This window comes from Clostridium pasteurianum DSM 525 = ATCC 6013 (genome assembly GCF_000807255.1).
GTDB lineage: Bacteria > Bacillota > Clostridia > Clostridiales > Clostridiaceae > Clostridium_I > Clostridium_I pasteurianum.
This window is the reverse complement of sequence record NZ_CP009268.1, coordinates 2,617,736-2,630,682: the sequence shown is the minus strand read 5'-3', so window position 1 is coordinate 2,630,682 and position 12,947 is coordinate 2,617,736. Positions and strand designations below refer to the sequence as shown.

Here is a 12,947-nt window from a genome sequence, read left to right as displayed (position 1 = left end):
ATATGGCACTTGTAAAATACAGGTACTTTTCTTTTGTAATAAAAAAGAAAAATTTATTGAAAATTCTTGATTTTCATTATAAAATATGGAAAGTGTGAATATAATTGTAATATATATTTTTACGAATAAGACTTTGGGGGGATATAATGAAAATAATTTCTGTTTTCAATAATAAAGGGGGCGTTGGAAAAACAACGTTGTCTTATCATATGGCATATGCACTTACTGAAATTGGATATAAAGTTCTGATGATAGATCTTGATCCTCAATGTAATTTAACTATACACGGGATTGATATAGAACAACTACATGATATATGGAAAAAAGAAGATGAATTTATTGAAACAGGATTTGATGCTGCAAAAAAAGAACTATCATCAAATGAATTCTTAGAAATGAATAAAGAACCGAGAACTATTCATTACCTATTAAAGCCAACAGAAGAAGGAACAGGTGATTTGGAAACTTTGCCACCACCATTTGTAATTACAGATAAATTAAATATAATTCCTGGTAGATTAACATTACACATGTATGAAAATAAAATATCATCTAGATGGACTGAGGCATATGTAGGAGATCCATTAGCCATAAGGACTATAACTAAGATTAGAAGCTTAGCTTGCGATTATGCTAGAATATATGGCTTCGACTTTGTAGTAGTAGATACATCACCTAGTTTAGGCGTATTAAATAAAGTTATTATTTCTACAGTTGATGGTTTTTTAATTCCAGCGTTACCAGATATGTTTTCAATGTATGGAATAAAAAATATAGGTAGCTCTTTGGCAAACTGGAAAAAAGATTTCGATGCCATATATAATTTGATTTCAAGTCAGAAAAGAAAACAATTTCCTAGAGAGTTTGTAAAATTTCTTGGATTTACAATTTACAATGCAAAAAAATATAATGGAAATAATAATAATCCTTGGGATTTAGCACAATCACATTATAATTATGCAAAACAAATACCATTAACAATAAAAAAATACATAAGTAAGGAAATTAGAAAACATTTAACAGAAGATATGATAAATACCCCAGTAGGATTAAAAAATGTAATGCATTCTCATAATACACTACCAGGAATGGCACAGAAATATAAGAATCCAATATGGAAGATACCAAGTTTAGGCAACTTAGGAATAGAGGATTCAGCTACAATAAGAGGAAATAGAAAGATTTATGAGAATACAAAACAAGCATATATTAATTTTGTAAAAGACTTATTAGAAAGAATAAAAACTCTAGAATAATTTAATATTTCAACACTATAGAGCAGCTGTTAACTCAGGTGCTTTTATCATGTCTAAATTTAATTTTTATTTACATTAATTATGGCTTTGGATGTTTCAACAATAAGTTTAAAATCTAATTCACTGCAATTCTCAGTTACTTTAGCTAATTCATCTTTTAAGTATTCTTTTGATTTATATATAGAATCTAAAAGTATTAAATCAGGTGTAATCTCAAGTGCATTGCATATTTTTACAAGAGTTGGAAGACTCAATTTTGTTGTCCCACATTCTATGTGACTCATATGTTCTTTTGACACATCAATCATTTCTGCAAGTTTTTCTTGAGAGATATTTAATTTTAATCTTTCTTCTTTTATCCTAATTCCAATCTTCTTATAATCTAATCCCATAACAAAATCCATCCTTTTATATAAGTTTAGCAACTTCAATAATTTTTAAGAATGAACTATATAAGCATAATGCTTATAATAGGTTGATTAATGATAAAAAAAGTAATAAAATTGGAGTTGAACTATGTAGACATATTGCTTATAAGAGGCGGTGAATTTATTGGAACATCATAATGATTTAACATTTTTTACAAATGAACCAGATAGAAATTTATATGATAGATTTTCAAAAATATTAAAATCAAACACAAAATTTTTTGATGTGCTTGTAGGTTATTTCAGAACCAGTGGCTTTTATTTGATGTACCCTGCTATGGAATACATAGAGAATATAAGAATATTGGTTGGTTTAAATGTTGACGGAAAAACTGTTCAAATAATTCAAAAGTCAAAAGGAGAACAATTATCTTTTGAAATGTCTCATAAAGAAGTAAAAGATGAATTTAAAGATAATATACAGGATGAAATGGAAAATTCAGAAGATAGTTTTAAGGTTGAGCAAGGAATTAAAATTTTTATTAAGTGGTTACAGTCTGGAAAACTTAAACTTAGGATATATCCTGAAAGTCCAATCCATGCAAAAGTTTATATCATGAGAAAAGACATGGATAAATGCCAAGATACTTATGGTTCTGTAATTACAGGTTCAAGCAATTTTTCGCAGGCAGGTCTTGTTAACAATCTTGAATTTAATGTGGAACTTAAAGATAGCAGAGATGTTGATTTTGCTTTAGAAAAATTTGAGGATTTATGGAGCAGAAGTATAGATATTACTAATGAATATATAGAAACAATTAACAAGCATACATGGATTAGAGATGATATAACACCCTATGAATTATTTTTAAAGACCCTTTATGAATATTTTAAAGAGGAAATCAATGAAGATAAAAATGACACATGGATTGATAAACTTCCTGATAATTTCATGAGGTTACAATACCAAACTGATGCAGTAGTTCAGGCTAAAAAGACATTGGAATCCTATGATGGAGTATTTATTTCTGATGTTGTAGGACTTGGGAAAACTTATATTTGTGCAATGCTTATGCAGAGATTAAAAGGGAAAATGCTTGTTATATGTCCACCAGTCTTAAAGGATTATTGGGAAAGGACATTATACCAATTTGAAGTTGGTACTGCCACAGTTGAATCTCTTGGAAAACTTGATGATATTTTAAATGATAATGAAATTATGAGTAAAACAAAATATGTTTTTATAGATGAAGCACATAGATTTAGAAATGGTAAGACAGAGAGTTTTGAAAAAATACATAGGATTTGCTACAACAAAAAAGTCGTATTAGTTACAGCAACCCCGCAGAATAATTTTTCTACAGATATAGCGAATCAAATATATCTATTCCAGCCTAAAAATAACAGCGCAATAATACCTAATAATAAAAACCTTGAAGGATTTTTCAACAAATTAGATGGACAACTTAAAAAGTTAGAAAGAGGTACAAAGGAGTATTCAGATACATTAAGATCAAATTCAGAAATAATAAGAGATGAGGTTCTTAGAAATGTAATGATAAGAAGAACCCGTAAGGAAATCATGGAGTTTTATAAAGATGACCTTGAAAGGCAAGGACTTAAATTTCCGGAACTTAATACTCCTGAAAAAATAGTTTATATATATAAAAATGAAATTGAAAAGGTATTTAATTATACAGTTTCAGTTATTAAAAGCATGAATTATTCAAGATATCAACCTCTTACATATCTTAAGAAGATAAATAAGGACATAGCTTCTCAAATGGTTTCTCAAAGAAATATGGGTGGATTTATGAAGTCTATACTCATTAAGAGATTAGAGAGTAGTTTTGAGGCATTTAAGAAAACATTAAATAGATTTATAAAATCCTATGAACAGTTTATTAATATGTGCCAAAAAGGTGATGTTTACATAAGTAAAAAAGTTGATGTTTACGACCTTTTAGATAATGGTGATGATGAAAAACTAATGGAACTCGTGGATGCAGATAGAGTTCAACATTATAAAATAAATGAATTTCGAGAAGATTTTATTTCAGCCTTAAAGCAAGATTTGTTATTTCTAAAATTACTGCAGGAACAGTGGGAAGACATAATAGATGATCCTAAAAAAGACCAATTTTTATTTGAATTACAAAATAATAAAAATTTTAAAGATAACAAGATGATAATATTCACTGAATCTAAGGAAACAGCAGAATATATAGGATTATATTTAGAAGAAAAATATCCTGAAAAAGTACTTGTATTTAGTGGACAAGGTTCAAGACGTGAAAGAGATAAAATTGAAGCTAATTTTAATCCAGATTATCATGGGAATAAAAAAGATAATATTAGATACCTTGTTACAACAGATGTGCTTGCTGAAGGCATTAACCTTCACCGTTCTAATATTATCGTAAATTATGATTTGCCTTGGAATCCAACCAAGGTAATGCAGAGGGTAGGTCGCATAAATCGTGTTGGAACAGAGCATGACAGAATTTATGTTTTTAATTTCTTCCCCGCTGCACAGGCAAATGCAGAGCTTTCTATGGAAGAAAACATTATCTCAAAGATACAAGCTTTTCATGATACTTTAGGCGAGGACTTTAAATATTTATCAGAGGATGAAGAGGTTACATCCCATAAATTATATCAAAAGTTAAATAGCAATGACATTTTCGATGAAGGAGATAGTTATGGCGAATCTGAACTTGAATATTTAAGTCTGATAAGAAAAGTAAGGGACACTGGTGAAAAGCTTTTTGAAAAAATAAAAAGGTTACCTCAAAAATCAAAGAGTAGTAGGGAAATTCAAGGTATAAAAAAAGAAGCCACTTTATCATTTTTAAGAAAAGGAAGCTTAAAAAAGTTTTATATAACAGATGGTATTTCTATAAAAGAAGCAACTTTTATAGAAGCAATGAAATACTTAAAGTGCACTGAATATGAAAAGAAGTTAAACGTTCCTAAAGAATACTTTGAACATTTAAAGATTAATAAAGAAAAATTTGAAGATTTATTTAATGAAGAAATATTTGTAAACACTGATAAATCATCGAGAACTGGTAATGATGCAAAGATTATTAAAATACTTAAGGGAATTTTAAAAGCTTGTAAGGCTTTCACAGACGAGCAAGAAAAGAAAATAAAATGTCTGCAAGAGTTATGGGAAGATGGGAATATTCCTTCAAGCATTAGTAAAGAAGTTGTGAGAGTAATAAAAGATATGAATGACCCGATAAAGATTTACTACGAAATAGAAAGGCTCGTTCCAGATAAATATTTTGAAAAACGAGAGAACAAGCAGAAGAAAAATATTGAGGGAAAGATAAAAGTCATTCTTTCAGAGTATTTACAAAGGGGTGAGAAGTAGAAATGGTTACAGCAAAACTTCAACTATTACAAGAAACTTTTGAGAGTAAATTTGATATAGATAAATTTAAGACTTTTACAAGGGAATTCTTTAATGAACCAGAAATGCTTTCAGGGAGAAGACATACAGGAATATGGAGAGAGTATGAAAATAGTATTATATCTTATAGTGATATAGCTAAATTCAAGGATGCAGTAGGAAATAACATCATAGTTTTTGCAGTAGAGTTAAGAAGTGAAAAGGGTGTAGAGAGAGCAAGGAGCCTTCAAAGAAACTTCATTTCAAAAATACTTGATAAGCAAGGTTGCGAAGCTGCCATAGTAGCATTTTATTCAGAACATGATGTTAACTGGAGGCTTTCATTTGTAAGGCTTGATTATACATTTACAGATAAAGGACTTGAATTGGATTTGACACCTGCAAAGAGATATTCTTATCTTGTAGGTGAGAATGAAACAAGCCATACTGCGCAGAAACAATTGTATCCTATATTTGAGAATGATAAGGATAATCCTAAACTTGATGAAATAGAAGCTGCATTCAGTATTGAAAAGATTACTAAAGACTTCTTTGAACAATACAAAAATAAATATTATGACTTAAAAGAATATCTTGAAAAAGATGAGGCATTTATTAATGAAACATTAGCATTAGGATTTGAAATTGATAAATTTTCAGAGCAATTTGCTAAAAAACTTATGGGACAACTTGCCTTTTTATATTTTCTTCAGAAGAAAGGATGGCTTGGTGTTAGAATAATGCCAGCGATACATACAATTTCAATTGATTCATTTAAGGTGATTTATGATAAACAGGACGGTATCAATAAAAACGTATTAGAAAAGGTGTTTAAAAATACCAAAGATGGAAATATGAAGTTGTCATCTGAGGAATTATTTATGATCGATGAACATGAAGCAGAACTTCTATCAGATTGTTTTATTGGGACAGAATATGATATGCCATGGGGAAGTGGAAATAGGAGATTTATTAGGGAAATTTTTGATTTTTGTAAAGAAAATACGAATAATAATTTCTTTGATGATTATCTAGAGCCATTTTTCTATGATGCCTTAAATAAAAAAAGAAAAAATCAATATTTTAAAAGATTTAATTGTAAAATTCCATTTTTAAATGGAGGGTTATTTGAACCGTTAGAAGGTTATCATTGGAAAGATGTAAATTTTCAAATTCCAAATGAACTTTTCTCAAATAAAAAGGAAAAAGGTAGAGAAGCTGACGGTATTTTAGATATATTCGATCGTTTTAACTTTACAATGAATGAAGACGAGCCTCTTGAAAAAGAAGTAGCTGTTGACCCAGAAATGTTAGGTAAGATATTTGAAAATTTATTAGATGTAAGCGATAGAAAATCAAAGGGAGCATTTTATACACCGAGGGAAATTGTTCATTACATGTGTCAAGAAAGCTTAATCAATTATCTTGTAAATGAAGTAAATGTAGCATATGAGGACATGAAAGAATTTATTTTATATGGTGAACTGATTAGGGATGCTGATAGTAGAAAAAATGTGGGATATAGTAAAGATTTCACAATTAAGCAATCAATTTTTGATAATATTGTAAACATAGATGATGCATTAAAAAATGTTAAGGTAGCTGACCCAGCTGTTGGCTCGGGAGCATTTCCGTTAGGTATGTTAAATGAAATTATTAGAGCTCGAAATAATATTACGGAATATATTATAAGAAAAGATAAAGAAGGAGCATTCGGAAAAGAGTATGGAGAAGAATTTATAAGAAAATGGCGTTCTCCATATAAAATGAAATGGGATACAATTAAAAATAATATATTTGCAGTAGATATTGAACCAAGTGCAGTAGATATTGCAAAGCTTAGATTATGGCTTTCGGTAGTGGTAGATCAAGAAATTGATGATGAGAATTTAGAACCTCATCCACTCCCAAACTTAGATATGAACATTCATATTGGAAATAGTTTGATTGATGAATATGAAGGAATAAAGCTATTTGATGAGTCTATACTTGCTCAAAAGGATAATAAGAAAGGTAAAAAAGCAAGTGGAATGTCAGAGCAATTAAGACTTTTCTTTGATTCAGATGAGATTTTAAAAGAAATGTTTGATAAACAAAGCCAGTATTTTGACGAAGCCAATGAAAAGAACAAAAAGGATTTAAAGGAAAGAATTGATGAGTTAAGAGATCAGCTGATAGTTTATAAGTTGAGAGAAAGTGGAAATAAAGAGGCATTAGAAAAATATAATGCTATTAAACATGAGAAATCAAAACCATATTTTATTTGGGAACTTGAGTTTGCAAAAGTATTTCAGGATAAAGGTGGCTTTGATATTGTAATTGGCAATCCTCCATATGTTTTTACTAGAGATACTGATTTATCAGAAATGAAAAATTATATAACTAACAATTTATTAAAAGGGCTTAAAGGTAATCAAGAAGGGAAAGCAAAACAGTCAGGAAAAATCAACTTATTTGCAATATTTATTTTAAGAACTGTAAATTTGTTAAAAAAGAAAGGACACTTGGGCTTTATAATCCCAAATACCTTATTAAGGGCAACGGTGTATGATGTTATTAGAAAATTCATATTAGATAATACAGCAATCCTTAATATTGTGGATTTAGGAGAAGGCGTTTTTGAAAATGTTACTGCTTCATCAATAATAATTATTTTAGAAAATAATTATTCTGATGACAATGAAGTCAAAATTACAGACTCTGTAATAAGTGAAAACTTAAATATTATAAAACAACAAAGCTTTAATAATAATACAAGCTATACTTTTAATATTCATACAAATAGTAGTAAGGATGATATTTTTGAGAAAATACGTAAAAATACAAAAGTATTAGGAGATATAGTAGATATTTCATGTGGAATAGCTACACAAGGAGGGAAAAGTAAATTTATAACTGATTGTAAAATATCAGAAAAGTACAAGCCATTACTGGAAGGAAAAGATATTAAAGAATATAGACCAGAGTTTAAATACAAATATATAATTTATGATAAGAATCTATTGCACAGAGCAAGAAAGGAAGAAAGCTTCTTAGCAAATGAAAAACTTATTACACAAAGAATCGGTGGCGGCAATAAAGTATTAGTTGTTGCTTATGATAATAAACAATATTATACATTTAATTCTACTAATATAATGATTTTAAAAGAACATAGTAATTTTAACCTTAAATATGTTTTAGCAATATTAAATTCAAAGTTAATGAATTGGTACTATGTGCAAAACTATACAAATGGTTCTAAATTAACGGTAAATATATCAAAAACTTTTCTTAGTACGTTACCAATAAAATATACTAATTCAGATTTTGAAGATAAAATAGTAGCACTTACTGACAGAATTATTGTTGGTTTCGAAAAAAATTTAAATTTTCAAGGCACTGTTGAATTCGAAGATTATAAAAACCAAATTGATAAATTTGTGTTTGAACTATATGAAATGACACCGCAAGAAATAAAAATCATTTTAAATAATAATGGCTAAGGAGGAGTAAAATATGGCAGATATAAAATTTGAAATCAAACAAACTATAGGTACTCTTTCAGAATCACCAAAAGGCTGGAAGAAGGAACTAAATCTAATAAGCTGGAATGACAAAGAACCAAAATATGATTTAAGAGACTGGGATTCAGAACATAAGAAAATGGGTAAAGGGGTAACTCTTAATGCCGAGGAATTGAAGAAGCTTAGAGATTTACTTAATTGTATAGAACTATAATAATTCTAGAGCACTAGGTACAGCAGTATCTGGTGTTTTATTTTGCAACAAATTGAAGGAATTTTTTGTGAAATATAGAATTATATATAATTATGTAAAAAATATAGAGATGCATAAATATTACATAGTTTAATTAGCCAATAGTAGATAATATAGAAAATTAGAGAGGGAGATGTAACAGTAACTGTGAGTAATTATTGTAATAAAAATTTGGATAATGAGTTAGATGATGTTGTAAAGTTCAAATTTTATGTTTACGGTGTAGAAGAATCTAAAATTAATGAATTTGAGGAAATGGAAAAAAAATATTATGAAAATATGGAGAATAACTTTGAACCTGATGAGTTTTATTTTTTTGAAGAGTACTGGAGGGAGTGGTGGGAATATAATTCAAATATTTTTTGGGGCTATATGGAGAAAACACATGGTATTTTTAAAGCTAGTAAAAGTGGATTAAAAGGATTTATAGAATTTGAAATAAATAAAATTGTAAAGGAAAGAAAAAATTATGAAGTGATATATGAATATGATGTTGTTAATAATACTGGAATAATAATTAATATTATCATACAAAGAATGATTGATGAAGAAGGTCAAATAGATAAGGAAGATAAATATGATAATGATTTAGAGAATATTAAAATAGATATTAAAAACTTTTGGATTAACAGATTAGAAGAAAGGAAAAAGCAGATAGGAAAAGATATTGTAAGATATAAATGCATTTGGATTGAAGATACACAATCGCTTGATTTATCAAATAAAGCATATAGTAAAATAAATATAATAGAAAATTCATTAAGAACCTTTATTAATAAGATAATGTTAAATAGATGTGGGCTAAATTGGCAAGGAATATTTTTAAAATCAAAGGTTGAAAAGAACTATTCTAATCGAACTGGAGGATATAAGGCAGCGGTTAAAAATTTTAGCGACATCGATGATTTTCTGCTGTCAATTGATGCAATGGATTTAGTAAATCTTATGGATTATGAAGAAGAATTTATAATGCTAAAAGACGTTGATAATAAAGTAAATGAATTGAATGAAAAAATAAAAAATACTAACAGCAACATACATTGGTGGAATGCTAAAAAAGTTGAAATGCTATTTGACGAAATAGTTAATAAAAATAAAATAAAGAGCAAATCCGTTTGGGAGAATTATTTTTCAGATTTATTTGATATTAAAGATAAATATGGAGCAGAAAAGTCTAGTGAATTATTAAAATCTAATTTTAGAGAACAATGGAGAGAATTCTGTATGTACAGAAATCACATTGCACATAATAAATTTATTGATAGCATTTTTTTTAACGATTTGCAGAAGTTAATTAATGAATTGAAATACGAAATAGATGAAGCAGAAAAAGAATTTTCTTTAGTGATAGAAAACGAAAAAAATTCTTCTAGTTGGAATTATGATTTAGTGTTTGTTAGTAAAAAAGACAGAGAAAAAATTATACATCAACAATTAATAGAGCTAACCTGTAATATAGTAAATGAATTTAAATGCAGAGGTATAGATATAAATATAGGAAAAGGATTTAGATATTACGTAAATGAGAGTAAAGAGTTTGAAGATGAGGTTAAAATTTTTATAAATAAAACTAGAAATAGTGTAAAAGCAGTTAAAATTTTTGAAGTTCAAACTGATAATAAGATAACTTTGCAGTTAACTAGAAAAAAAGGAGAATTATGTTCATATATTGTTGAATTTTTAGTTAATGAAAACTTTATTAAAAGAACAGAAATAGGTCATGATGGACATGGATTTTGCTGTGAAGGATATGGTGAAATAACAGGAGATGATAATAACTCAGAATATTACAGAGCAGTTATAGGACAATCATGGGATTATTGGGCAGATTTTAAAAATAATATAATAGGATATTTGCATGAATTATTGAATAAAATTTGTAGATAATATAAAAGTTATGATTTTAATGTAGAGTTGTTAGCGAATATTACTATTAGAATGTTATTTATAAGTAGAGTAAAATCACTAGGTATAATTTAAATGTATCTGGTGTTTTATTTTTTGTAAAACAGAAGGAAATTTAAGTATCTTGTGGAATATAATAATAATTAAATCCGAAATATAGATTAATATGGGGGACAGGGGGATTATATGATTTCAAAACGTCAATATCACATATGGCAGTATAATCTTGATGATATTTATGAAAATGATGGCAAGCTTATGGTTAACTTTTCTGAGGAAGAAGCTGTAAATACTAGTGAAACATTAATGTTATATATTTTAAATGAGAAAATAAAGAAATGTAAATATGATTATAAAAAAGAATATAAAAAGGATGAAAATGGTAATGAGATAAGAGTAAAGAAAAATATTGCACCTATAATTACAGTTGAAACGGGTAGAAGTAGAAATGAAGAGCAAACTGCAAAGCTTAAAAAACTTTTAGAAAATGGATTTTATATTAATACTGACCCACTAGGGCATTTTGTATTTTTAGATAATGTGCTTTCAGGGTCACAGAATAAAGAGTGCAGACAGATTTTTGTTTATGAAGATTATTATGAAAAGCTTAAAGAGTATATTTCTCTTGGTGCTGAGCCTAATAAATGTACTGTATCAAAGAACCTAACAAGAAATGCCTTGACTACAACAGATGTTTATTTAGTTCCTGTTCACATAAAAGAAGTTGGAATATGTATTATCCCAGACTGTGAAGTGCCTGTATATGAAGATGTAAATATTATAAAATCCTATACTCGCACGGAAGAGGAAGAAAAAAAGTATGAAGAGCTAATGGCATGGATTGAGGCTGATAAAGAGTATTATAAAATGATAAAAGAAGCAAGTGAAGCAGTTAATTCTGTTGATTGTAAGGTAGAGAAGAAATCTAAAGAAAACAGACAAAAGGGAACATATAAGACTGTTAATCAATGGAAAGATACTGATCGTAAAGTAAAAGCAGAGGAACTTGGAAATCCTAAAGCAAGAATATATGTGGATACTAAATCAAAATACTATCCTTTATATATTGAAGAGCAGACTGACGAAATAGGAAAAGAAGAAATAAAGGAGATTCCAATTACCGAGTGGTCAACTGGACTGCAACTTTTTACTGATGAGAATCATAAGTGCATTGAAAATGTTTTTGACGGCATGGGTATTATTTCAAAGGAACTAGGTGTTACGTGTCAAATTATTTAATCCTTAAAAAGTCAAATTATTTCAGCCTAAAATTAGTAATAATGTGGTAAAAAATCAGTTTAAATAATCTTACTAATGGCAAATTAAGTCTCAAAAATCAAATTAAATAACCCTTTCTCCACAATATCCACAATGTATAAAATTCTAAAATTGGTCAATAAATATAGGCATAGAAAAACACTGCTCAGAATAAGCAGTGTAAAAAATTTTAAATTGTAAGATCAATTTCACTCTGAGATTTATAAACTGTATCTGAATTAATAGAAGTAAGTCTTTCATTAGCACCAGAGATAAGGCACATTCTCGTTAGAGAATTTAGTGGTCTTATAGCTCCATTAGTGCTTGAATAAATGAGTTCAAAAGCATCATCAGTAAAAATTGGTTCTGAACAGCCTGCGGCTTTTAGCATAGAAGTTATGTAGGGCTTACATTCATCATGCGTTAGCCCTTTTAAGCAATAATTCATTATGATTCGTTGACGTAGTGCTTCATGGACCTGCCTGCTGAGTTGAAGTAAAAAATTAGGTTGACCTGAAAGAATTAACATAGCATAATTCTTTGAGTCCATATGAAAATTAAATATTATTCTTAAATCATCAAGAATGGAATTGCTTAAAAATTGACATTCATCAATTATAATAACTGGAATTACATTTTTACTGTGGCTATAAGTGTATATAGACTCTTGTATTTGCTTAAACATAGTTACTTTTTTCTGAGCATGAATTATTCCAAGACCATCGCATAATGCTCTATAGAAGTCCATAACAGTTAAAGTGGAAATAGGAATGTATACGCACTTATATAAATTTGGATTTAGTGAATCTACAAAATTGCGGAGCAAGAAAGACTTACCAACTCCAGGCTCTCCAGTAATAACGCCAATCCCTAAAACAGATTTTAAAAATTCTAATCTATTCATTGCTTTAGAGAAATCCTCAGATTTAAAACTGTATTTTAAGTCAAGATTTTTATCAAAAGGATCAAAAGTTAAGCCATAAAAAGCTTTATACATAATATCAA

At 28.3% G+C, this 12,947-nt stretch carries 8 protein-coding genes; 6 read left to right on the top strand and 2 right to left on the bottom strand.

The window, feature by feature from the left end; translation table 11 throughout:
• Positions 1-146: 146 nt before the first annotated feature.
• Entirely contained in the window at positions 147-1,256 is a 1,110-nt protein-coding gene (locus CLPA_RS11940) for a ParA family protein (protein WP_003447580.1), read from the top strand.
• A gap of 59 nt (positions 1,257-1,315) precedes the next feature.
• On the opposite strand, the gene CLPA_RS11935 is transcribed toward CLPA_RS11940, so the two are convergent.
• Positions 1,316-1,648 (bottom strand): helix-turn-helix domain-containing protein, encoded by a 333-nt coding sequence (locus CLPA_RS11935; RefSeq protein ID WP_003447582.1) that lies wholly within the window; start codon positions 1,646-1,648, stop codon positions 1,316-1,318.
• Between the two features lie 160 nt (positions 1,649-1,808).
• Here CLPA_RS11935 and CLPA_RS11930 point away from each other — a divergent pair, with 160 nt between their 5' ends.
• The 5 genes from CLPA_RS11930 (at position 1,809) to CLPA_RS11910 (ending at position 11,924) form a co-directional block, all read left to right on the top strand.
• Complete coding sequence (locus tag CLPA_RS11930; RefSeq protein ID WP_003447584.1) at positions 1,809-5,003, top strand: helicase-related protein; 3,195 nt, start codon at positions 1,809-1,811, stop codon at positions 5,001-5,003.
• 2 nt (positions 5,004-5,005) lie between these two features.
• Positions 5,006-8,506: an Eco57I restriction-modification methylase domain-containing protein gene (locus CLPA_RS11925; protein ID WP_003447586.1), complete on the top strand. Its 3,501-nt coding sequence runs from the start codon at positions 5,006-5,008 to the stop codon at positions 8,504-8,506.
• A gap of 13 nt (positions 8,507-8,519) precedes the next feature.
• Positions 8,520-8,741, top strand: coding sequence for a YdbC family protein (locus tag CLPA_RS11920; RefSeq protein WP_003447589.1), 222 nt, complete (start codon positions 8,520-8,522; stop codon positions 8,739-8,741).
• A 186-nt stretch (positions 8,742-8,927) separates the two neighbouring features.
• A complete protein-coding gene (locus CLPA_RS11915; protein ID WP_003447592.1) occupies positions 8,928-10,667 on the top strand; it encodes a hypothetical protein in 1,740 nt (579 codons plus the stop codon).
• A 204-nt stretch (positions 10,668-10,871) separates the two neighbouring features.
• A complete protein-coding gene (locus tag CLPA_RS11910; protein WP_003447595.1) occupies positions 10,872-11,924 on the top strand; it encodes a hypothetical protein in 1,053 nt (350 codons plus the stop codon).
• Positions 11,925-12,132: 208 nt separating this feature from the next.
• Here the strand turns inward: CLPA_RS11910 and CLPA_RS11905 are convergent, their stop codons facing one another.
• Positions 12,133-12,939 carry an ExeA family protein gene (locus CLPA_RS11905; RefSeq protein ID WP_003448320.1) on the bottom strand — a complete coding sequence of 269 codons (807 nt, stop codon included), beginning with the start codon at positions 12,937-12,939 and terminating at the stop codon, positions 12,133-12,135.
• Positions 12,940-12,947: the final 8 nt, after the last annotated feature.